Annotated in this window: 17 protein-coding genes; 11 read left to right on the top strand and 6 right to left on the bottom strand. The window is 41.2% G+C overall.

What is annotated here, in order from left to right; genetic code table 11:
* Positions 1-102 precede the first annotated feature (102 nt).
* The gene (locus tag B3139_RS04130; protein WP_293880060.1) at positions 103-444 is read right to left on the bottom strand and encodes a phage holin family protein; all 342 of its coding nucleotides are present in this window, start codon (positions 442-444) and stop codon (positions 103-105) included.
* Positions 445-700: 256 nt separating this feature from the next.
* Between B3139_RS04130 and B3139_RS04125 the strand changes: the two genes are divergently transcribed.
* The 9 genes from B3139_RS04125 (at position 701) to B3139_RS04085 (ending at position 15,016) form a co-directional block, all read left to right on the top strand.
* Positions 701-1,126 (top strand): DUF2147 domain-containing protein, encoded by a 426-nt coding sequence (locus B3139_RS04125; RefSeq protein ID WP_293880058.1) that lies wholly within the window; start codon positions 701-703, stop codon positions 1,124-1,126.
* Positions 1,127-1,281: 155 nt separating this feature from the next.
* On the top strand, positions 1,282-2,529 hold the full coding sequence (locus B3139_RS04120) for an ABC transporter permease (RefSeq protein ID WP_293880056.1): 1,248 nt from the start codon (positions 1,282-1,284) through the stop codon (positions 2,527-2,529).
* Between the two features lie 281 nt (positions 2,530-2,810).
* On the top strand, positions 2,811-4,001 hold the full coding sequence (gene kbl, locus B3139_RS04115; protein WP_293880054.1) for a glycine C-acetyltransferase: 1,191 nt from the start codon (positions 2,811-2,813) through the stop codon (positions 3,999-4,001).
* A 78-nt stretch (positions 4,002-4,079) separates the two neighbouring features.
* Positions 4,080-5,885 carry a translational GTPase TypA gene (gene typA / locus B3139_RS04110; protein WP_209577176.1) on the top strand — a complete coding sequence of 602 codons (1,806 nt, stop codon included), beginning with the start codon at positions 4,080-4,082 and terminating at the stop codon, positions 5,883-5,885.
* A gap of 144 nt (positions 5,886-6,029) precedes the next feature.
* The gene (gene uvrA / locus B3139_RS04105; protein ID WP_293880049.1) at positions 6,030-8,831 is read left to right on the top strand and encodes an excinuclease ABC subunit UvrA; all 2,802 of its coding nucleotides are present in this window, start codon (positions 6,030-6,032) and stop codon (positions 8,829-8,831) included.
* A 56-nt stretch (positions 8,832-8,887) separates the two neighbouring features.
* Complete coding sequence (gene pafA, locus B3139_RS04100; RefSeq protein WP_293880047.1) at positions 8,888-10,531, top strand: alkaline phosphatase PafA; 1,644 nt, start codon at positions 8,888-8,890, stop codon at positions 10,529-10,531.
* Between the two features lie 142 nt (positions 10,532-10,673).
* Entirely contained in the window at positions 10,674-11,114 is a 441-nt protein-coding gene (locus B3139_RS04095) for an RrF2 family transcriptional regulator (RefSeq protein ID WP_046673766.1), read from the top strand.
* A 213-nt stretch (positions 11,115-11,327) separates the two neighbouring features.
* Positions 11,328-14,114, top strand: a complete 2,787-nt coding sequence (locus B3139_RS04090) for an outer membrane beta-barrel protein (protein WP_293880036.1) — start codon at positions 11,328-11,330, stop codon at positions 14,112-14,114.
* Positions 14,111-15,016: a GLPGLI family protein gene (locus tag B3139_RS04085; protein WP_293880034.1), complete on the top strand. Its 906-nt coding sequence runs from the start codon at positions 14,111-14,113 to the stop codon at positions 15,014-15,016. Before B3139_RS04090 ends, B3139_RS04085 begins: the two co-directional genes overlap by 4 nt.
* Before the next feature lie 147 nt (positions 15,017-15,163).
* Here B3139_RS04085 and metG read toward each other — a convergent pair whose 3' ends face one another.
* Positions 15,164-17,233, bottom strand: coding sequence for a methionine--tRNA ligase (gene metG / locus B3139_RS04080; protein ID WP_293880359.1), 2,070 nt, complete (start codon positions 17,231-17,233; stop codon positions 15,164-15,166).
* 240 nt (positions 17,234-17,473) lie between these two features.
* On the opposite strand from metG, the gene B3139_RS04075 reads away from it, so the two are divergent.
* A complete protein-coding gene (locus tag B3139_RS04075; protein WP_293880032.1) occupies positions 17,474-18,376 on the top strand; it encodes a S66 peptidase family protein in 903 nt (300 codons plus the stop codon).
* A 39-nt stretch (positions 18,377-18,415) separates the two neighbouring features.
* On the opposite strand, the gene B3139_RS04070 is transcribed toward B3139_RS04075, so the two are convergent.
* Complete coding sequence (locus tag B3139_RS04070; RefSeq protein WP_293880030.1) at positions 18,416-19,246, bottom strand: universal stress protein; 831 nt, start codon at positions 19,244-19,246, stop codon at positions 18,416-18,418.
* A 259-nt stretch (positions 19,247-19,505) separates the two neighbouring features.
* Here B3139_RS04070 and B3139_RS04065 point away from each other — a divergent pair, with 259 nt between their 5' ends.
* Positions 19,506-19,913, top strand: a complete 408-nt coding sequence (locus tag B3139_RS04065; protein WP_293880028.1) for a DoxX family protein — start codon at positions 19,506-19,508, stop codon at positions 19,911-19,913.
* A 118-nt stretch (positions 19,914-20,031) separates the two neighbouring features.
* On the opposite strand, the gene B3139_RS04060 is transcribed toward B3139_RS04065, so the two are convergent.
* From B3139_RS04060 to B3139_RS04050, 3 genes are all read right to left on the bottom strand, one after another.
* Positions 20,032-20,862 (bottom strand): universal stress protein, encoded by an 831-nt coding sequence (locus B3139_RS04060; RefSeq protein ID WP_293880026.1) that lies wholly within the window; start codon positions 20,860-20,862, stop codon positions 20,032-20,034.
* 257 nt (positions 20,863-21,119) lie between these two features.
* Positions 21,120-23,246, bottom strand: a complete 2,127-nt coding sequence (locus B3139_RS04055) for a carboxy terminal-processing peptidase (protein WP_293880024.1) — start codon at positions 23,244-23,246, stop codon at positions 21,120-21,122.
* A 198-nt stretch (positions 23,247-23,444) separates the two neighbouring features.
* The gene (locus B3139_RS04050) at positions 23,445-24,548 is read right to left on the bottom strand and encodes a tetratricopeptide repeat protein (protein WP_293880022.1); all 1,104 of its coding nucleotides are present in this window, start codon (positions 24,546-24,548) and stop codon (positions 23,445-23,447) included.
* Between the last annotated feature and the right edge of the window lie 80 nt (positions 24,549-24,628).

The following is a 24,628-nucleotide window of genomic DNA, read 5'->3' as shown; positions in this document are numbered from 1 at the left end:
ATGGGTGTGTAATGTCAGTAGGCTGAGGTAAGGAATAAGAAATAAAAAAGGCGTTCGTATCAATTGATTTGAACACCTTTAACTACGTAATATAATGTATCTTTAATCTTTTGACATACTGCCAACGATCATCTCTAATACGGCAACGACAATGGCAAACAGCGCGGCAGTCCAAAAACCATCTACATCAAATTTTGAACCGAGTAGCCAATCGGACAGCAGAACCATTAATACTGTAATAATAAAGGATACCAAACCCAGTGTTAGCCAATTTAAGGGGAACGTAAATAACCGTAAAATCGATCCTACAGTTGCATTGACAAATCCAATCACGAGTCCGGTAACAATGGCCCAGCCAAATCCAGCAACATGAGCTCCAGGTACAAGCCAGCAGGCAACCGCCACGACCAACCCGGTAAGTAAAAGACTAATAATAAATTTCATAATATGTGCTAATTTTTGTAAGTAGTTAAAAAAAAATAATCTGATTATAATGTTGCAAACCCAATGCCAAACTTTATTGACGTATGAATTCTAGGTATTACGATAAAAAGGCTTTCTGCAGGTTAATGGTCAGATACATTAAGGATATTTTGTTGTTAACTAAATGTAGTTTTGATATTAAATATATGCGAGCATAGTAAATATTTCTTATCTTTATTTATAACGAGCTTCACTTGCTCATAAAAATAATAAACCCATGAAGAAAATTATGATGTCATTCCTAATGTTGCTGATTACGGTAACATTATTTGCGCAAACAGATCCCATCATCGGAAAATGGGAAAATCCAAGTGGCGAAGGCCGTGTTGAAATTTACAAAAAAGGCGATAAGTTTTTTGGTAAACTGTATTGGCTGAAATTTCCTAACAACGAAGCGGGTCAGCCAAAGAAAGATATAAAAAATCCAGATAAAGCATTACAGGGTAGAAACGTACAAGGCCTGGAGATCTTGACCAATTTTGAAAAAGATGGCAGTACCTATGTCGACGGAAAGATTTACGATCCCAAATCAGGCAAAACATATAGCTGTAAGATGACGCTTAAGGGAGATAAGCTTGATATCAGAGGCTATATGGGGGTGAGCCTGCTCGGTCGTACAGAGACATGGAAAAGAATTCATTAAGAACTGTAATAGCCGCTAAATCGGCATAATCCGCTAGCATGCACAGCTGCGGTCTCAGTCAAAAAGGCAATTTATTCCATGGCAGTAAATTGCCTTTTTGGTTTTGTGCGGGAATTACAGTATTTTCATCCCTACAAATCCTAAATATTAGCTTTATGGCCGTAAAAATGTCTTATGTTGAGAATGTCAAGCTTGCACTACAATCTATTGTAGGGAATAAGCTGCGCACATTTCTGACAGCACTGATTATTGCCATAGGAATGATGGCCCTTATAGGGGTGTTGACCTCGATAGATGCCATGAAGAACTCCCTGACAGACTCCTTTTCATCGATGGGGTCAAACTCTTTCAACATCCGCAACCGCGGGCTCAATGTTCGCATCGGGAATGAGGGGACGCGCTCCAAAGTCTTCGCTAATATAACCTATGCACAGTCCGTTCGATTTAAACAAGATTTCCACTTTAATGCATTGACATCAGTCAGTGCCAATGTGAGCTGGAATACGACTGCAAAATTTCAATCCAAAAAGACAAACCCCAATATTGGCCTGATAGGCACCGACGAAAATTATCTGCAGACATCGGGGTATGTTGTCAACGAAGGCCGTAATTTTTCCACCAGAGAGGTAGAAACAGGTAGTGGTGTTATTATCATTGGCAGTGAAGTTAGTAAAATGCTTTTCAATGAAATCATTGATCCGGTGGGGCAGTTTATTACCGTTAACAACATCCGTTATTTGGTTATCGGCGTATTAAAAAGTAAAGGTTCCTCTGCGGGGATGGGTGGCGATAGGGCATGTTTTATTCCGCTGATCAAGGCAAGGGCAGTGATGCAGGGTGCTGAGCCCTCCTATGTGATAACTGTTTCATCCAACGATCCTATGCGATTGGAAGCGGCGATTGGTGAAGCTACTATCGTATTTAGAAACATCCGCGGATTGGCCTCCAGGCAAACCAATGATTTTGAAATTACCAAGTCCGATGCGGTTGCCCAGATGCTGATGCAAAATATGGCAATGGTGACTTTAGGGGCTGTAGTGATTGCTTTTATCACCCTTGTGGGCGCTTCAATTGGATTGATGAATATTATGCTTGTTTCGGTCACGGAGCGGACACGCGAGATCGGTATACGTAAGGCGATCGGAGCAACACCGAGTGTTATCCGTAAACAGTTTTTGATGGAAGCAATTGTGATTTGCATGATCGGTGGTGTTGCCGGGATCTTTATCGGTATTCTGATCGGTAATATCCTGGCCCTGCAGCTCGGTACATCTTTTATAATACCGTGGGGAGCAATTATTATGGGCTTTGCAGTATGCGGACTCGTCGGTATGCTGTCGGGTTATTATCCAGCTTCAAAAGCATCTAAATTGGATCCGGTCGATGCGCTCCGATACGAATAAACTTTCTCTCTGCTTTCAGTAATTTAATTGCCTTTAAGAAAGATAAGAGATTACTTTTAAGAAAGATAAGACCTATTGTTACACGATGGCTTTTACGCGTATTCGTGTCTTTTTTATTGGAGCTGCAGAGATGGGACAAACGCGTATTTTATGCAATCGGTTTAATGTTACCAAATCATTGATTTGGGATAAATTCTCCGTGAATAACGTCCATCAGGGAAGGTAACACAAGTTATTCCAATGAAAAAACTGTAATATTGTATAAAAATTAAAATCGAATTATGTACACAACATTACAACCAGTTTTAGCAAAGGAATTGGAAGCAATCAAAGAAGCGGGATTGTATAAACAAGAGCGCGTGATCGTTACTCCGCAGGGAGCAGATATCAAAGTAAGCACAGGGCAAGAAGTTGTCAATTTTTGTGCTAACAATTATTTGGGTCTGTCTTCGCACCCAAAAGTAATCGAGGCTGCTAAGAAAGCGATTGATACGCATGGTTATGGAATGTCCTCAGTACGTTTCATCTGTGGTACCCAAGATGTGCATAAAGAATTAGAGGCAAAAATTTCTAAATTTCTCGGAACAGAAGATACTATTTTATATGCGGCTGCATTTGACGCTAATGGTGGAGTGTTTGAGCCCTTATTTGGTGCTGAGGATGCCATCATTTCCGACGAATTAAATCATGCTTCTATCATAGACGGTGTTCGTTTGTGTAAAGCACAACGTTTCCGTTATAAAAATGCGGATATGGCTGATCTGGAAGCGCAATTGCAGGCTGCATCCGGTGCTCGGCACAAAATCATTGTTACAGATGGAGCGTTTTCGATGGATGGATCTGTCGCTCCACTGGATAAGATCTGTGATCTAGCAGATAAATACCAGGCGCTTGTGATGATCGATGAATCGCATTGTACTGGATTTATCGGAGCGACGGGACGTGGTACACATGAGCTTTTCAATGTGATTGATCGTGTAGATATCATTACTGGTACGTTGGGTAAGGCATTAGGTGGAGCATCAGGTGGTTTTACTTCCGGAAAAAAAGAAATTATCGATTTGTTACGTCAGCGTTCACGTCCTTACCTATTTTCAAACACCCTAGCACCGGCTATTGCTGGAGCTTCCGTTGCGGTATTGGACATGCTGAGTGAGACTACTGCATTGCGCGACAAGCTGGAATCAAATACCATCTACTTTCGTGAAAAAATGACCGCTGCGGGTTTCGATATCAAGCCAGGTTTCCACCCGATCGTGCCTGTTATGCTCTATGATGCGAAATTAGCGCAGGAGTTTGCATCAAAAATGTTGGAGGAAGGAATTTACGTGATTGGCTTCTACTATCCCGTTGTACCTCAAGGAAAAGCTCGTATTCGGGTGCAGATTTCAGCTGGACACGAGCTTGCACACCTAGATAAAGCAATTGCCGCCTTTACTAAAGTAGGTAGAGAATTAGGTGTAATTAAATAAAATACACATAGTTATAAAATTTATGGTGCAAAATGTTTATCTTTGCACCCTGAATTTAAAAACAAATTTACTTGCTAGATGCAAAATATTAGAAACATAGCGATTATCGCTCACGTCGATCACGGTAAAACTACGTTGGTAGACAAAATCTTACACTTCACAAATCTTTTTAGAGATAATGACGGTACAGGTGATTTAATTCTGGATAATAATGATTTAGAACGTGAACGCGGTATTACTATCGTCGCTAAAAACGTTTCTGTAGAATATAAAGGTGTAAAAATTAACGTTATTGATACACCTGGTCACGCCGATTTCGGTGGTGAGGTTGAGCGTGTATTGAAAATGGCTGATGGTGTTGTTTTGCTTGTGGATGCTTTCGAAGGTCCAATGCCACAAACACGTTTCGTTACTCAAAAGGCATTATCATTAGGTTTGAAACCTTTGGTAGTTGTGAATAAAGTTGATAAAGAAAACTGTCGCCCTGAAGAGGTGTACGAAAACGTATTTGATTTATTCTATAGTCTGGATGCAACAGAAGAACAATTGGCATTCCCAGTATTATACGGTTCATCCAAACATGGTTGGATGTCAACAGATTGGAAAGAAAAGAAAGAAGATGTATCTGAATTATTAGATGCTATCATCAGTCATTTCCCACCTTCCCCATTTGTTGAAGGTACATTGCAAATGCAGATCACATCGTTGGATTACTCTACGTTCGTTGGACGTATCGCTATCGGTCGTGTAGCACGTGGTACAATCAAAGAAGGTCAACCTATTTCGTTGGTAAAACGTGATGGCAAAATCGTTAAATCACGCGTAAAAGAACTGCATACATTCGAAGGCTTAGGTCGTCGTCGTGTGGAAGAAGTTAAATGTGGAGATATCTGTGCAGTAGTTGGTATTGAAGGTTTTGATATTGGTGACACCATTGCAGATTTCGAAAACCCAGAACAATTGGAAGTTATCAGCATTGATGAACCGACAATGAACATGTTGTTTACGATCAATAACTCTCCATTCTTTGGTAAAGAAGGTAAATTGGTTACTTCAAGACACATTCACGATCGTTTACAAAAGGAATTAGAAAAGAACTTGGCTTTACGCGTTGTTCCTACGGAATCTCCAGATGCTTGGTTGGTATACGGACGTGGTATTCTTCACTTATCTGTATTGATCGAAACAATGCGTCGTGAAGGTTACGAATTGCAAGTAGGTCAACCGCAAGTAATCTTGAAAGAAATTGATGGCAAAAAATGTGAACCTATCGAAGTATTGGTAGTTGACGTGCCTGCAGAGGTTTCTGGTAAAGTTATTGAATTAGTCACGCAACGTAAAGGTGAACTTCTAGTGATGGAGACGAAAGGCGAAATGCAACATCTTGAGTTTGAAATCCCTTCTCGTGGTATCATTGGTCTACGTAACAACGTATTGACTGCTACTGCTGGTGAAGCTGTAATGGCTCACCGTCTGAAAGGATACGAGCCTTGGAGAGGAACAATTCCTGGACGTCTGCACGGTGTATTGATCTCCTTAGATAAAGGTACAACTACAGCATACTCTATCGATAAATTGCAAGATAGAGGTAAGTTCTTTGTTGATCCAGGTGTCGATATTTATGAAGGCCAGATCTTAGGCGAGCATATTCGTGACAATGACTTAACGATCAACATCGTTAAAGGTAAACAGTTGACAAATATGCGTGCATCGGGTACAGATGATAACACACGTATCGCACCAGCGATTAAATTCTCTTTAGAGGAGTCTATGGAGTATATCCAAGCGGACGAATATATTGAGGTTACACCACAATCTATCCGCTTACGTAAAATCTATTTGACTGAAAATGAGCGTAAAGTAAACGCGAAGAAATTCCAATAGTCAATCGTAGAACAGGATACATAAAAAGCCATCGAATATTTTATTCGATGGCTTTTTTATGTACTAAAGAAAACCGAACTGCTTTTTAATTCGCAGGAATATAATCAGCCATAATACGTAACTTTGTGTGAGATAAGGATTATTATGAGTAAACAGGTGGAGCATACTCCAAAAGAATATATTCAGATAAAGGGAGCAAGAGTTAATAACTTAAAGAATATTGACGTTGATATCCCTAAAAATAAACTAGTTGTTATCACTGGAATGTCGGGCTCGGGAAAATCCTCCTTAGCCTTTGATACGCTTTATGCTGAGGGCCAACGACGCTATGTCGAAAGTCTCTCTTCCTATGCCAGACAATTTATGGGGCGGATGAACAAACCGGAGGTGGATTACATCAAAGGTATTGCTCCAGCAATTGCCATTGAGCAACGTGTCATTACCTCCAACCCCCGCTCGACGGTAGGCACATCGACGGAGATCTATGACTATCTGAAATTGTTATATGCCCGTATCGGAAAGACAATTTCTCCTATATCCGGTCGTGAGGTGACGAAAGACAGTGTGAGCTCAGTGGTGGATTTTGCGCTGAATTTAGGCGATGATACGACCGTGACGCTTCTTGCTCCGCTCATTCCCTCTCATGGGCGTAAGTTAAAGGAAGAACTTTCTCTGCTTTTGCAGAAAGGTTTTGTGCGTATTTTCTACGGAGATCGTATGCAGAAAGTTGAAGCGGTGATAGAGGACAAAGCCATCGCCAATAAAGACCTCCAAGATGGAGAAGTGCTTATTGTTGTCGACCGCGTGCGTATTGAACAGGATGATGATACGGTAAATCGACTTTCTGATTCTATCCAAACTGGTTTTTTCGAAGGTAAGGGTGAACTCTATATGGAAGAAAATGGTCAGCGCCATCATTTCTCCCATAAATTTGAACTCGACGGAATAACATTTGAAGAGCCTACTCCAAATTTCTTCAGTTTTAATAACCCTTATGGTGCCTGTCGCCGATGTGAAGGTTACGGTAAAATCATTGGTATTGATCCCGATCTTGTTATTCCCGACAAAAGCCGGTCGGTGTACGACGGCGCAATAGCACCTTGGCGAGGAGAGAAAATGGGCGAGTGGCTACAAAAGCTTGTTAAAAGTTCATTAAAGTTCGATTTTCCGATACATCGTGCCTACATGGATCTGACCAAGGCGCAAAAGGAGCTCTTGTGGACAGGAAATAAATATTTTGCTGGTCTTACGCAGTTCTTTGAAGAGCTCGAATCCCAGACCTATAAAATTCAATACCGGGTGATGTTATCTCGCTATCGTGGGAAGACAGATTGCCCAGACTGCCGTGGCACACGATTACGGAAGGATGCGACTTACGTCAAAGTTGGCGGAAAATCCATCACAGATGTTGTATTGATGCCTTTAGAAGAGGCGCTGGAATTCTTTAAAAGTTTGCCACTGGTGGGTAATGAACTGGTCATTGCCAAAAGACTGCTCGCTGAAATTAATAACAGATTGCAATTTTTGTGCGATGTTGGATTAAGTTACCTAACCTTGAATCGGCTTTCAAATACGCTTTCAGGTGGAGAGTCGCAGCGAATCAATCTGGCGACTTCCTTGGGAAGTTCGCTTGTAGGTTCTATTTATGTATTGGACGAACCCAGTATTGGTCTCCATCCGCGTGATACACAGCGCCTGATTTCTGTACTGAAATCACTTCGCGATGTGGGTAACACCGTGGTTGTAGTCGAACATGAGCAAGAGATGATGGAATCTGCGGATTATCTGATTGACATCGGACCTGAAGCAGGTATTCATGGTGGTGAGATGGTCTTTGCGGGTACCTATCAGCAGATTCTAAAGGATGGTAAAAGCTTGACCGGTCAATACCTGAGTGGAAAAAGCCGGATTGAAGTCCCTAAGAAACGCCGTTCGTGGACCAATAGCGTTACCATTAAGGGAGCCCATGAAAATAATTTGCAGGGAATTGATGTACAATTTCCATTGAATACGTTCACGGTTGTTACCGGTGTTTCGGGATCCGGTAAAACCTCGTTGGTGAAGCGTATCCTTTATCCTGCATTGCAGAAGTCTATTGGCAATTACTCCGGGGAACAAACGGGTATTTATGATGCGATTGAGGGAGATATTGCCCGAGTTGAACAAGTTGAAATGGTCGATCAAAACCCGATTGGCCGTTCGTCGAGGTCCAATCCGGTCACGTATGTGAAAGCTTGGGATGAAATCAGGGCTTTATATGCCAGTCAGGCACCAGCTAAAGCTGCCGGATTGAAACCTGCTGCATTTTCATTTAATGTTGAAGGTGGACGATGCGATGTCTGTCAGGGTGAAGGCGAAGTTAAAATTGAAATGCAATTTATGGCTGATATTGTTTTACCCTGTGAGGCCTGTGGTGGAAAACGATTTAAGCAGTTTGTACTTGATGTACAGTACAAAAATAAGTCGGTCGCAGATGTTCTCGAGCTAAGTGTTGATGAAGCGATCGTATTCTTTGCAGACCAGCCTAAAATATTGGCCAAACTGCAGCCTCTACAGGATGTCGGACTGGGCTATGTTAAACTCGGTCAATCGTCGAGTACCCTATCGGGAGGTGAAGCCCAACGGATCAAGCTCGCTTCTTTCTTAATCAAAGGAAATAATAGCAAGAAGACACTCTTTATCTTTGATGAGCCAACGACAGGCTTGCATTTTCAGGATATCAAAAAGCTCTTGAAATCATTTGATGCATTGATTGCTTTAGGGAACAGTATCTTGGTGATTGAACACAATATGGATATGATTAAATCGGCCGACTGGGTCATTGATATTGGTCCTGAAGGCGGAAATAAAGGCGGTAAACTCGTTTTTGCGGGTCTTCCCGAAGAACTAATTCAATGTAAAGATTCTTATACAGGGCAATTTTTAAAAGCACATTTAAAAGATTAAATCCTACTTTAGCCTGTGAAATTGATAAAACAAATAGTTTAATACTTAATACGATTATGATTAAAAGATTTTTTTTAAGCGTCGTCCTTGGAATAGCAGCGCTTTCGTCCATGGCGCAGCAGCCGGAAAAACCAAAATTGGTTGTCGGCCTGATGGTGGACCAAATGCGGTGGGATTATTTGTATCGTTTTGCCGATCGATATGGCAATGATGGTTTCAAACGACTTTTGAAAGAAGGGTTCTCCTGCGAAAATACATTGATTAATTATATCCCGACCTATACGGCTATTGGGCACAGTTCGGTCTATACAGGATCTGTTCCCTCCATACATGGGATTGCTGGTAACGACTGGATTGAAGAACAGACCGGAAAGAATATGTATTGTACGCAGGACGATTATGTTGTCGGTGTAGGTACTACCGGAAAGGAGGGGCAACAGTCTCCACGCAATTTGCTTGCATCTACTGTAACCGATCAATTAAAATTAGCCTCCAACTTTAAATCCAAAGTCATCGGTATTGCGATTAAAGACCGCGGAGGGATCTTGCCGGCAGGGCATTTTGCGGATGCGGCCTATTGGTTTGAAGCAAAATCCGGTGATTGGATTACGTCCAATTTCTACATGGACAAACTTCCAAAATGGGTGATGGACTTCAATAAGAAAAAATTAGCTGAGAAATATCTGAAAGGCGACTGGAAGCCGATGTACGACATCAGTACATACGCTGCCAACAGTATTGCAGATGACAATATCTATGAAGGCAAATATGCGGGTGAAGAGAAACCCACGCTACCTCGCGCCACTTCCAAGTTGATGAAAGACGAGGGCTATGAGCTGATCAAAACCACGCCAATGGGCAATCAGTTTACATTGGATATGGCCATGGAGGCAATCAAAAATGAACAGATGGGTAATAACCCAACTAACAATACCGATTTTCTTTGTGTGAGTCTCTCTGCTACAGATTACGTAGGACACCGCTATTCATTAACAGCCGTGGAGATTGAAGATATGTATCTGCAACTTGATAAACAACTTGCCGAATTCTTCAAATACCTGGATAACACCGTGGGCAAGGGTAACTATACGTTCTTTATGACGGCAGACCATGGCGCTTCTTATAACTCAAGATTCTTTATGGATATGAAAGGCAATGGAGGTTATTTCTATTCCCGTCAGATTATCACAGGTCTTAACAAGACGCTTAAAGATAAATTTGGACAAGAGAAGCTTGTAAAAAGCATGATGAATTATCAGGTTCATTTAAACAATCAGTTGATCGATTCTTTACAGTTGGATCGCGATAAAATAAAAGAGACCATCATTCGTGAACTTCGTCATACCGAGGGCGTGGCCTATGTTGCTGATATGGAGAAGGGTGAAAGCCTGATGATTCCAGCGCCTATTCGGGAAAAAATGATCAATGGTTATAACTTTAAGCGCAGTGGTGCTATCCAGATTGTTTGCGAACCACAGTGGTACGATGGTACGCCTCGCTCGACAGGTACAACCCATGGTACCTGGTCTGCATACGATTCCCATATTCCTTTGGTATTTATGGGGTGGGGCATCAAGCCTGGCGTATCCAATACAGAGGTACATATTGTGGATATTGCACCTACAATTGCAGCACTTTTGCACATTACCGAACCAAATGGCAGTATTGGAAAACCCATCACGGCGGTATTGGGGCAATAAAAAAAGGCAGTAGATACGTTTCCAGTATAGCGAGGTGAAACTCGCTTGGGTGATTATAGCTGGTCTACGCATGAAATGGTGAGGGTTTTATTCTATTGAATAAAAAACGTAAATTTGCGATTCAACAGGGGGTTAATAAAGTATGCTTTCCAAAAAAACAAAATATGCAATAAAGGCACTGATGGTGCTTGGTCGTAACTACGGTAATGAGCCTATGCAAATCGTAAAGATTGCGCAGGAAGAGAATATTCCCAAGAAATTTTTGGAACAGATTCTGCTCGAAATGCGAAATGCCGGAATTCTCTATAGCAAGAAAGGTGCTGGGGGCGGGTATAGCCTTAATAAGGCGCCAGAGGACGTTTTCTTATCGCAGGTTATGCGCTTGATCGATGGACCCATCGCGTTGCTGCCTTGTGTGAGTTTAAATTTCTACCGCTCCTGCGAGGAGTGTACCCAAGAGCATGCCTGTGGCATACGCGATACATTCGTTGAGGTAAGAAATGCCATGTTGCAGATATTGAATGATACGAGTATTGCCCATTTAATCAATAAGGAAAAAGAATTGAACTTAAATGTAGATTAAAGGAAATAAAATATTTTTTTCATTTGTAATGGAGGCCTGACTTATTTGTCAGGCCTCTTTTTTTTGTCATTATATTTTTGGAATACAATGTTTTAAGCTAATCATTTTTTCAAAATTTAAGGTCTTTTTAATTATATAATTATTTAACATTATTTTACGAATTTTCCGTAGTATTAGCGGTATATTTACCTGACAATATATAAACGTTAATTTATGAAACTAACCTATTCCCTAGTTTTGTTTCTTTTGCTAGCTATCCTAAGTACGAAATCCTATGCACAGCATAAGCTTTCGGGTTCGGTTGTGGATGGCAAGGATCTTGCAAAACTACATCAGGCTTCAATCGCACTGCTTAACCCCGAAGATTCGGTCTTGATTACCTTTGGTCGGACAAAAGAAAATGGAACGTTCCAACTCGCAAATCTGGATACAGGAACTTATAAAATGGTCGTTTCCTATCCCCAATATGCAGATTTGGTAAGGGATATCCAAGTCACTGTCGGAGACTCAGACATTGGATTGGTTAAACTATCCAAAGCAGCCCTACTATTGGAGGAGGTGCAGGTGAATGGCAAAATTCCGGTGGTTATTAAAGGGGACACCATCGAATACGATGCCGGTAGTTTCAAAGTTGATAAGGATGCCAAAGTTGAGGACCTGTTAAAAGTATTGCCCGGTATTACGATGGATGGATCTGGCAAGATTACCGCTCAGGGCAAAGAAGTGAAAAAAGTACTGCTCGATGGGGAGGAGTTCTTCGGTGATGATCCCACGTTAATTACTAAGAATATTCGGTCCGATATGGTCAGTAAAGTGCAGGTTTATGAAAAGAAATCAGACCTCGCCGTTCGAACGGGGGTAGATGATGGGGAGCGCACGCAGACCATTGATATCAAACTCAAAGAAGATAAGAAGAAGGGACTATTTGGGCAAGCTGTTGCCGGAGCGGGTACGGATCACTATTACGGCGGTAAAGTGATGTTCAATAAGTTTAAAGGTTCGCAAAAAATTGCCGCGTATGGCATTCTTGCCAATGACGGTATGGTCGGACTGGGCTTTGAAGATAGCCAGAAATATGGCGTTGGGGGGAGCAGCAATGTGCAGGTGATGGAAGGTGGAGGTATTATGATTACCTCGGGTGGCGATGGTTCTGATGGCGACTGGGACGGTACGTATTCTGGTGGAGGAGTACCTCGAGCGATCAATATGGGAGCTAGCTATTCCGATAAAACCAAAGATGATAAGCACAAGATCAATGTCAACTTTAAGCGTAATCAGATCCGTGTAGGTAACACCAGTACCTACAATGCGCAAAACAATCTGCCTGAGCGGGCGCAGGTAGACAATAACGTGACGCGGTCGGAGAACGAAAGTAAATCCAATACCGCTAACTTGAGGTATGATTTGAAGTTGGATTCGATGTCCGATTTGACCGTTAATATGGGATTTGTGAAATCGAGCCGTGATAATTTCTCTTTTTCTGATGCTGATCAACGTACATTGGATGGAGTCTTGATCACAAAGACGACATCAAAAAATGATTTGACTGGTGATCAGGATCGATTTAACGTCAATGCGATGTTAACACGCCGCTTCAGAAAAGAGCGCCGTTCTATCACCTTTAATATGAGTGCAAATACGGATCAGAATCGTTCCAAAATCCAATATTTCTCTGAAAACATCTTTCAAAGTTCAGGTGATACGACCCTGATTGATCAATTTAAAAATGATAAGCTGGCCAACAATACCTACAGTGCCTCAGTAACTTATTCGGAGCCCTTGTCAAAACGACTGACTGCCGCCGTTGGATATGCATTCAACAGCAGTAAATCGGAAACGCTGAATCAGTCTTTTGATAAAGATCCCGTTACAGGTGAATATACTGTGCTAGATCAAAATCTATTAAATGATTTTGATTTCACCAGTTTGAAAAATGCAGTGAATACTTCGCTGAATTACAAATCGAGTACGTTGACTGTCAATGTAAGCAATAGGGTGGATTTTGAGGATGTGAAGAGGACCTATAACAATCTAAATACAGCATTACAGCGCAATCAAACGTCAGTTAATCCGGTTTTCTCGGTTAATTATAAAATCTCGAAAAGTAAAAATATCAATTTCCGTTACAGCGGACGTACCAATCAACCTTCTTTGACGCAGATAGAGCCCCTAAAACAAAACGCCCAGCCGCTTATTGAATATCTGGATAATCCAAACCTAAAAGCCGGCTTTAACAATTCGTATTCAATTGATTACAACAACTATAAGCAGTTGAAAGATCAGAGCATCTATTTTTATGTGAATGCCGATCAAGGTAAGAATAGCATTAACAATAGCGTGCGCTACGATTTGGACAGAGGTACACAGCAGATTTCCTATGTTAATATTGACAAGGACAATTGGCGGATGTATGGTGGTAGTGGGTACAGTTTTGTCCTGCAAAAAAAATGGGGACTGAAAATGAATCTCGGGATGCAGGTACAGTACAATAGTCAATTTAGTTACCTATCATCGTATACCGAAGAGCCAAAGCTCAATAGAAATCAAACGTGGAGTGTTTCACCGAATATCGGTTTTAGTCGCTACAAGGCAAATAAGATGGATTTGTATATTTCCATCAGGCCAGGTGTTCAGCAAATGAATTCCTATTTGCAGCCCGAGTTAAATCGTTCCACTTTTACTTTGAGGACCTATTCCGAGCTCACGTATTACCTGCCAAAAGATTTCAAAATCTCCTTAACGACCAATCAAAATTATCAGGCTGCTACGAAAACTTTACAGTCCATTAACGTTGTGAACATGAATGGTTATGTTTCCAAAAAACTATTGAAAGATAAATCGTTGGAAGTGCAGGTGTTCGTCAATGATATTTTAAATAAAAATAATGGCGTGTACCGTTATCAAAACGGAACGTCATTTATTCAGACGAGCAACGACGTATTGCGCCGTTATGGTATGCTAAAAGTAATCTACAATTTTACATCAATGAACCGTCCATGATAAAATTATCCATTTTTTTGTCCAGCGTTAAGGTGAATTTTAATTCTGATAAGCTCCATCTGGTCGATGGAAAAATAAAATTATTTACAGATGAAAGGAGATATCAAATGAGTAACTATACGAAATTGATGATTTGGGTTTTGTTGCTGTGCATGAGCACGGCACAAGCACAGCATGCCTATTTTCCGAGCAGCGGAATAGTGACCTATGAACGGAAGTTTCATGTGCAGAACTTCTTGAAGCGTAATTACCTCAACAAACCAGATTTAGATACCTGGGACAAGTTAACGGTCGACAATGCCGTCAAAAATGGTCCTACCGAGGTGGTGACCCATCATATGTTAAAATTTTACGATCATGAAACTCTATTTGAAACCATTCAGGAAGACTATCCTCCGAGTTACCGCAGTGTCACTCGATATCAGCCCATTCTTGCAGATTCAAAAACTTATATCAATTTTCAACAGCAGGAGTTTCTCAAATTGCTTCCATTTGGTGATGATCAACTTTTACTTAAAGATTCATTGCCTGCTGTAAAATGGAAGTATACTGACGAATATCGAAATATTGCCGGATACGACTGTCGAAGAGTGAATGGAATTGTGCAAGATTCGGTGTATGTGGTTGCTTTTTTTGCGGGGCAAATTCCTGTTCCGGGTGGTCCGGAACTTATTCATGGGCTACCAGGGCTAATCATGGGGGTGTCCATTCCAAGTATGAACGTCAATATGTTTGCAACCAAGGTGGAAATCACAAATGCTCCGGTTTCAAATGTGCTCACCAAGAAGAAAAAAGTGGTGGCCGAATCTCGAGCAGAGATCCTGAAAAAGCTGAGAGACACGGTTTACGATTATTTGGATGAAAAGGATTTTAAGAAACGTATGCAGAGCATATTCTTTTAACCAGCGAACTATGCTAAAGGAGAAAAGATAGGCTACTACCACAAAGTGGTGGCCTCGAAGTACCTATCAAAAATAGCCTATAAAATAGCCTATAAAAAAGCCTGTCCACACGAACAGGCTTTTATTATACATGTCTGGCGTTTGCTATTAACGCACCGTACTTCCTACTTTAATTGTTGTCTCTGGTTTGACGAAATCCAGTCTACCATCGGCATCTTCTGCCATAAGGATCATTCCCTGTGACATAATTCCTTTTATTTCCCGGGGCTCAAGGTTGACCAATATGGACACCTGACGGCCCACAATTTCTTCAGGGCTAAAGAATTCTGCAATACCCGAAACTACCGTCCGTGTATCAATACCCGTGTCGATGGTCAACTTCAATAATTTCTTTGTTTTGGCAACTTTTTCAGCTGCTGTAATGGTTCCGACACGGATATCCATTTTAACAAAATCGTCGAAGCTGATATTTTCTTTTGCAGGAGCAACCTTTGCGTTGTCGGCTAGGTTTTTTGCTTTCGCTGCTGTAAGCTTATCAAGCTGGAAGTCGACCTGTTCGTCTGTTATCTTTTCAAATAACAGTTGTACTTCACCCAGTTGATGCCCCACCTCAATCAACGCATCTGAACCTGCGTCATTCCAGTTCCCCTGAGGAAAATTGAGCATTTCAAATAATTTGGTTGCTGTTTTAGGCAAAAACGGCTGCGCAAGGACAGCAAGGTTCGCAACGATCTGTGCCGCTACGTTTAATATTGTTTTAACCCGTTCTTCATCCGTTTTGATGATTTTCCATGGTTCCTCATCCGCAAGATACTTATTGCCAAGGCGGGCAACATTCATGAATTCTGCCAAAGCTTCGCGGAAACGGAATTGTTCTAAAGAAGATTTAATAGAAACCGGATATGATTTTAATTCATCCAATACCGCTTGGTCTACCGTAGACAATGCAGCTCCCCTCAATACCCTACCATCAAAATATTTGTGGGAAAGTACCATAACACGGTTCACAAAGTTGCCCAAGATAGCTACCAGCTCATTGTTTATACGGGCCTGGAAGTCCTTCCAGGTAAACTCAGCATCTGATGTTTCTGGTAATATAGACGTTAATACATAACGCAATTCATCCTGTTTGTTTGGAAATTCCTGTAGATATTCATGTAGCCAAACCGCGTGGTTTCTAGAAGTAGACAGCTTATCGCCCTCCAGGTTAAGGAATTCGTTGGCCGGAATATTTTCAGGCAAAATGTAACCGCCGTGCGCATGAAGAATAGCGGGGAAAATAATACAGTGGAAGACAATATTATCTTTTCCGATAAAATGGATCAATGTAGAATCATCGGCAGGGTTTTCATGTGTTTTCCAATAGTCCTCCCAGTTTTTGCCATGGTCTAATGCCCACTGTTTCGTTGCAGAGATGTAACCGATAGGCGCATCCAACCAGACATAAAGTTTTTTACCCTGTGCTTCTTCCAACGGTACATCGACACCCCAGTCCAGATCACGGGTCATTGAACGCGGTTGTAAACCCGATTTAAGCCAAGACTGGCATTGGCCAAACACGTTGGATTTAAGGATATTTTTCTTTCCTTCGATCAGCCATTTTTCAAGCCATGGTTGGTATTTATCCAAAGGAAGGTACCAGTGCTTTGTTTCTTTCAATACCGGTGTCTTTCCGCTCAATGTCGAAATCGGATTGATCAGGTCTGTCGGGCTGAGGGATGTGCCACACTTTTCACATTGGTCGCCATAGGCACCTTCGGACTTACAATTTGGACAAGTACCTGTAATATAGCGGTCGGCCAAAAACTGGTGGTACTCCTCATCGTAGTACTGTTCGGAAAATTTTTCGACAAATTCGCCTTTGTTGTAAAGGTTCAAGAAGAAATCCTGCGATAACTGGTGATGTATAGGTTCTGACGTACGGTGGTATATATCGAAAGAAATCCCAAACTCTTCAAAGCTTTCTTTAATTTGTTGATTGTATTTGTCAATGATTTGTTGAGGGGTAATGCCCTCTTTTTTTGCACGGATGGTAATCGCCGCACCATGCTCATCCGAACCACATACATAAACGACATCTTTTTGATTTAGACGCAAATAGCGGACAAAGATATCCCCTGGGATGTATGCTCCAGCAAGGTGTCCAATATGTAAAGGACCATTGGCATACGGTAATGCCGATGTGATGGTATAACGTTTTTTATCTAGAATACTCAATGCTTGAACGATATTAAAGTGTGTACTTGTTTTCTTTGGCAAACTTAGATAAATTGCTGTTTATATGCAATATAAATGCGTATCATATCAAATAATCGCAAAAATATTATTCCAAATAGCGGTAGAAAACTCAGATAAATTTACGTTTATTTGTAGGGATAAGCACATAGTTTTCCCATAAATTTTTTATTAGGGTCTAGCCTTTGTGCTTCCGGTTGTTTGATCATTAGCGATAAAAAGATGTCCAAAATACCTGATTTTCTGAAAGTAGGCGATAAAGTAGCGATCGTCTGTCCTGCGAGTTTTATTCGTGGATCTATTGATGTAGGCCTCAAAACATTGGAGAGCTGGGGATTGGAGGTTGTGGTCGGAGCGACTGTCAGCACATCGTACCACCAGTTTGCCGGACAAGACAGCTTACGAGCAGCTGATTTGCAGTGGGCACTGGACGATCCATCGATTAAGGCTGTATTCGCCGCAAGGGGCGGCTACGGTTGTGTCCGGATTGTCGATGAAATCGATTTCTCCAACTTCGAAAAACAGCCCAAGTGGCTGGTCGGTTTTAGCGATATTACGGTATTGCATAGTCATATTCAACGGAACTTTAAAGTAGCCACAATACATGGACAGATGCCCAAGTCTTTTGAGACGGGAACAAAAGCCTCTTTGGAAACGCTAAAAAATGCCTTATTTGGTTATAATATGGATTATAGCTATGAGCAGAGCGTCTATCCCAATCGTGCAGGTGAAGGCCGAGGAAAATTGGTCGGCGGAAATTTAGCCATCTTACTCTCTGTGCTTGCATCTGATTCGGATGTCAATTACAAAAATAAGATTCTATTTATTGAAGATGTTGGTGAAGCTTACTATTCTGTCGATCGCATGCTGTGGGCATTGAAGCGTGCGGGAAAACTAAAAAAATTGAGCGGTCTTATTGTCGGCGGTTTCTCTGCCATGAAGGACAACGACCCTGCTTTTGGCCAAAGTGTGGAAGAAATTGTGTGGGATAAAGTTAAAGAATACGATTTTCCGGTAGCGTTTGCCTATCCGGCAGGTCATATCGATGACAATCATGCCCTCGTATTTGGCCGAAAAGTGGCATTGAAAACCACGGCTAATGCTGTTCAGCTAACTTACTTGTAGGTGCAGCTGAACAGCATTTAGCTGCAACACCTATTCTGATTAGCCCGAATGTACCGGAATGACCATCATTGCAGCCTGACTCTTCCAAGCCATCTTTTGTGCTAAACTGGTATTGAAAATTCGGCTTAACAAGCCCTTGTCGCGGTGGAAAGTAACCATCATATCGATATTATTTTCGTTGATGTATTGGTTAATGCCCAGGGCAATGTCTGTATGAAGGATATAACTATACAGGGGATTGTAGGGCGCTAGCAGATCTTTCATGATCGTTATTTCAGCATTTACAGCTTTATTTGCAGGATCCTCTTTGGTGACATGTACCACATATACCTCACTTTTACGCAATACTTCAGATGCATTGATCAAAAGGCGGTTTAATTTTAGTTTTACTTCCTTAAGATTTGAGGCTATCAATATCTTTTTCGGTACCCTAAGCTCAGCTCGTGCGGGAACCACCAGTAAAGGTGTGTGACAATTTTCGATCAGCTTGAGCGTATTGCTTCCGAGTAGTAATTTCTTTAAGCCGCTTTTACCTGCGGTACCAACGATCACGAGGTCAATATCCTCCTCTGCACAAGTACGGTTTACGCCGTAGCTTAGTTCATATTCTTCGAGCACAGATTTCCAAGCTATCCCTTCCGGAAAAAGCAGCATCAGCTCCTGTTGCCAGGTATTGAGATCCTTTTGTTTCTCCTCTAGAATTTCTGAATTGCTGATGACAACAGGTTCGGTACCTACCGTAGGGATTACTTCGTACGTATGGTACAAGACCACCTTTTCAATGCCCCATAGCGGAGCCAATTGCGCGGCGTATCGAGCAGCGGCAAAGGCATTGTCCGAAAAGTCTGTTAACAAGAGTAGGTTTTTCATCCTTATTAGTTATTTGTGTATCACATCATCCATTTGTGTATCACATAATCCATCGCTAAGCTATTACCGACTTAGGTCGTGTTTTCTGTTGCAGCTCACCGTTTTATTATCGATTATATAGCTATTAAATTACACATAAAGTATTAAAAATGCAATAAATTTATTCCTAGCATAGCGCTGTGGAGCTTTTCAATTTAAATAATTTCATTAATTTAGGGCGAGTGGTTTTGTTCATCTATTCATAATTTAAGCGTTTTATATGGCAATTTGGAATTCATTGAGTAAGTATAGGGATACAGGTCTTTTGGTTTTGCGCATTGGATTGGGCGTGATGATGATTATGCACGGTCTGCCCAAGTTACAAGGCGGTCCCGATCTTTGGGCCGGCGTAGGTAAATCAATGGGCACGATTGGTATACATTTTATGCCTACATTTTGGGGATTTATGGCGGCAGTGACCGAAACTGTGGGAGGGCTATTTTTGTTGTTGGGTCTTTTTTTTAGACCAGCAGCACTATTGCTTGCTTTTACAATGGTTATCGCTGGATTAATGCATCTTTCCAAAGGAGACGGTATCTCTGGTGCATCTCATGCAATTGAGCTCTTTTTTGTATTTTTAGGACTTATACTTATCGGTCCCGGTAAGCACTCCGTTGATAAAAAATAAACGGTTTTCCTAGAACGATATACGTTATTGAAGCCACGATTCCTAAAGGATTGTGGCTTCACTATAACGAGCACTTTTCACTTTCATTGCGATGGTTTTATGTGAAAATATATTGTATTTATGATCTATCCATGGGAATAACCAATAAGTTGGCGGAGCCATTCCAGGCGATCTTTTTTGATATGCTGCTTTTGAATAGGCTAGATAATAGTCCCTGCTTTTTATGGAATGAAAGGATGAGGTCGATGTGTTTCTCTTTTGCATATTCTTCGATACCCACTGCAACATCGTCGTGACTAATGTAGTCGTAAATCGGATGGTATTTGTCCAGGCGCTCATGAAGATGCTTTAATTCCTGCGCCAGGTCTGCAGCAGAAGCCTCTTTTTTCGCAACATTCAAGACATATAATTTTGCTTGGAAGGTTTCCAAAACCTGATCTAAATTAAATAAATCCAGCTTGCGATCTACCTCTTTCAGATCCGTTGTCGCCAGTACATTTTTGGGGACGGCCGGATCTACCTTATGCGACACGATGAGCATTGGTTTAGGGCATATATCCATTAGGGTAATGGCATTGCTTCCTACCAGGATTTTAGCAAAGCCTGTCTGACCTGTAATACCCAATGCGACAAGATCAATCGCTTGGGCACTACATATTTCTTGAACGCCCATCGGTAAATCAATGTCTTCCATTTGATAGGATAAGGCTACTTGCGGTGGGAACAGTAGTCTAATTTCGTCGAACCAGTCTGCAAGTTCCTTTTCTTTGGCCGCTTTTACTTCTTCATTGACAACAACAATAGGTTCATTATCGACGACGGTAACACTATTGTACGTGTGATATACAATTACCTTTTGCGTTTTCCAGGCTTCTGTACAGAGTGCAACTTGCTTTGCTGCTAGAAGAGCATTTTCTGAAAAGTCAGTTAACAGGAGGATATGTCTCATGATATTCTTTTTTATACGTTTAACTTGACAACCTACTGCGCTATGGTATCCCGATCCTTTGCTTAGCGATACGCATTGGATTATTGGGCCTCGTATAGCGGCGGTAGATTACCAAAAACAATCAATGTAGCGATAAGTTACAAATAAAACGTGAATTTAATGTTAAGACCCCTCCAAAGTGATGAGTGTCATAAAAAAAGGCAACCCTAATCAGGGTTGCCTTGCCATTTACTTTACAGTTTTAGTTTTTGGTGAAATTACATCGGCTTTTTCGTACCAAAGTTGATGATATAGTCGGTCATCACTTTTGCACTTTCGTCTTTCACAAAATCCAGATCGATTTTAGGCTGTGACTTGCCTTCTTCCCAAGCTGGTTTACCCTGTAATTTCAATAAAGCGTTGATGCGATCTCTGTTTTTCTTGAGGTTGTCATCTTTATCTTTTTTGAATTTGTTGAATTCCAATGGAATTTTCACATCCTCATCTTTTTGGGCTTCTTCAATGTCCTCTTTCAGATATTTATATTCCAATGAGTTTTTGATACGTGCCTCATGCATTGCTTCCAATTTTTTATCGATCGCACTCAGGTCAGCTACTTTTTTGAAGTTGCTTGATTGGATTTGATCCCAAGGCAGTGCTGATTTTTCTGAGCTTTCGCCAAATTTCTCTGCAGAAAACTGAGAAGGGAATACGATATCAGGTGTCACACCTTTATGTTGTGTACTACTTCCGTTAACCCGATAAAATTTACCCAATGTAATATTGATCTGTCCATACTGAGGAGCGCCTTCTGGGGTGTCCGGGTCTTTTTCACCCGATGCCTTTAACAGCAATCGGCTGGTCGGGCTGATCACACGCGACATGTCTATTGCCGATTGCACTGTGCCCTTGCCGTAACTTTGAGATCCTAAGATAATCCCTCTTCCATAATCTTGGATCGCACCAGCAAAGATTTCAGAAGCCGAAGCCGAGAAGCGGTTGATCATGACGCCCAGTGGACCATCCCAGGAAACACCGGCATTTTTATCTTCTTCAACATCAATGTTATTTTTTGTATCTCTCACCTGTACAACAGGACCCTTGTCAATAAATAGACCTGTCAAATCAATTGCTTCAGGTAAAGAACCACCACCATTAAAGCGCAGGTCGATAACCACCGCATCCACTTTTTGTTGTTTCAGTGTGTCTAATATCATCCTAACATCTCTCGTTGTGCTTTTGTAATTTGGGTCACGTCTTCTGTAAGCCTCAAAATCCATGTAGAATTTAGGGATGTTGATGATCCCCACTTTATACATTTTTCCGTCCGATCCTTTGACGTTCATGATTTCTTTTTTTGCAGACTCTTCTTCAACGACGATTTTCTCCCGTACAAGGGATACAATCCGTGGGTGAGAATTCATTGGCTGGCCTGCAGGAATAATTTTCAGGCGGACGATTGTTCCCTTTGGACCTTTGATTTTTGCTACAGCAGCATCAAGTCTCCAGCCAATAATATCTTCAAATTCACCATCTTTTCCCTGCGCTACAGCGATGATTTTATCATTGACGTGAATGCTCTTGTCTTTGAAAATAGGTCCGCCGGGGATAATTTCAAAGATGCTTACCGCTTCATTATCGATGGATAATCTTGCACCAATTCCTTCAAAAGTATTGGCCATTCCCTCATTAAATGCCTGGGCAAAAGATGGATTAAAATAAGAAGTATGTGGGTCTACAGCATCTGTCAACGCTTGCATTACGATCTGAAAAGCATCGTTTGCGTTGGTTTTTTTTGCCTGAGAGATCAAATTTACGTAGCGTTTTTTTAATGTCTCTACCTGTTTGGTCTTTGCACTGTCGGTAGATTTTCCACTGGCAGTTTCTAAGTTGAGCAGGTCATATTTCACCCGTTTACGCCATTGGTCGTTGGCCTCTTCTGCCGTTTTGAACCATCCTAATTTTTCACGGTTAGGCTGGTAATACTCGTCTTTCGTATAATCCTGTTTTTTGCCGATTTCTGAAAGCGCATATTGCATTCTGTCCAGGTATCTCTTCGAATACACGTTGAAAATATGGAAAGCAGCTGATAGATCTCCATTTTTAATGTCCTGGGCAAGATTGCTTTTGTAGGACTGAAATTCATCAATATCCGACTGAAGCAGGTAATTTTTGCCTTGATCCAAACTTTTGATCAGATTATCGTATATAATGCCCGATATTGAATCGTTCATTTTGACCTTTTTGTAGCTTGCATTTTCCAATAATCCAGAGACTTCCTTGGCGATGATCTGATGCTGCGTGCTTGGTTTAAGCCCTCCGTCATCAGGAAGTGCAACTCGTGGTTTTGAACCACAAGATACAATGGATACAACAAAAAGTGCAAATATGAGTTTTCTAAACATATTTTCGACGGTTTTATTAATCATTCTTTTTAAAAAATATTCAGCTTTTTTTGATAAGCGTGCTAAATTTAGTGAAATTCATAGCACATTACCGCAGAATCTAAAAATTAATTTGATTTATCTTTCAATATTTACAAAAAGCTTAATGTCGCTCTTTAAACTGCTCTTTCAGTAGACCAGCAGAATGGGTAGATTGTTTTATTTATACAGTTCATTTTTTAACTGTGTATAGGCTTTGTACGTCTGATCAGCCGATGGATAGTCCTTTAACACAAGGTATACTTCGCCGAGTTTGTCCAGTATTGCCAACGACAGTTGCTTATTATTTTCGTCTGCGGCCAACTCTGCAGCCTGCACAAACTCTTTGATTGCCACCTTAAAGTTACCATCCTTTTGTTTGGAGGAGGCTAGCAAATACTCAATTTCTGCGAGTTCGCTACGTAGTTTTTTCGCATTCGCCAGATCTCGGGCCTGCAGCAGAAACCATTGGGCTTCGGTATATTTATGCTGATTAAAATAGATTTCCGCAAGCATTTCCCAGGCAAAAATCTTTCCCTCATACGCTTTGGCTTTATTGAATAGCGGTATCGCACTGCGAATGATGTTGTTTTCGGCCGTTTTATATTTTCCCTGTCCCGCTCGCGCCATAGCAATTAAAAGCCAGGCGTTTGCCTGTTCCACATAACTTTTGCTCTTCATCACGTACGTATGATAGTTTTGTGCGCTTTCTTCGGCTCGCTCAAAATCCCCACTATACAACTGAAAATTGCTGATATTTAAATTAATGGTTGCAATATCATCCCTGTTATCGGTGCGGTTAGCCAAAGAGAGTGCCTGATATAAAAATGCCGATGCATTGCTGCTGTCGTTATTTTTAATGGAAAATAAAGCGGCTTCATTTGCTAGAGCATAGCCTGCCGTCCAATTTTCCGCTTTCTTTTGCCCTTCAATTGCATCGTTCCAGGCGTTGGCAGTTGCTGGCATCGGATTCATTAAGTAGTTGAAATGTCCAAGGTTATTGGTGCTTCGCAGCTGCAGTAGCAAGCGCTGAAGTAAGAGTTGCCTCGCAATTTCTTTGCTAAAAGATTTCTTTTCGGCATAGTTTTCTGTAAGTATTTCATTGGCTGTTTTAGGTGGAGGTAAGAAATACACTTCTGGTCCGATACCCTTAAACGAAGCATCATATTTTTTAATCGCGCCCGTATAATCTTTTTCTGCATTTTGTGCCACGGCCCGACGCGGTATATTCATGAATATGGTCAGGGTGGTCAAGATATAAAACCAGTATTTTGTCATTCTCATTGATGATTACATCACAATTAATACTTACTATTAATTTCACTATTGGAGCAATTCAGCGTTGTTTTTGGACAACTTTCAAT

This window comes from Sphingobacterium sp. UBA1498, from assembly GCF_002325125.1.
Classification (GTDB): Bacteria; Bacteroidota; Bacteroidia; order Sphingobacteriales; family Sphingobacteriaceae; genus Sphingobacterium.
This window is presented reverse-complemented; position numbering and strand designations above follow the sequence as displayed.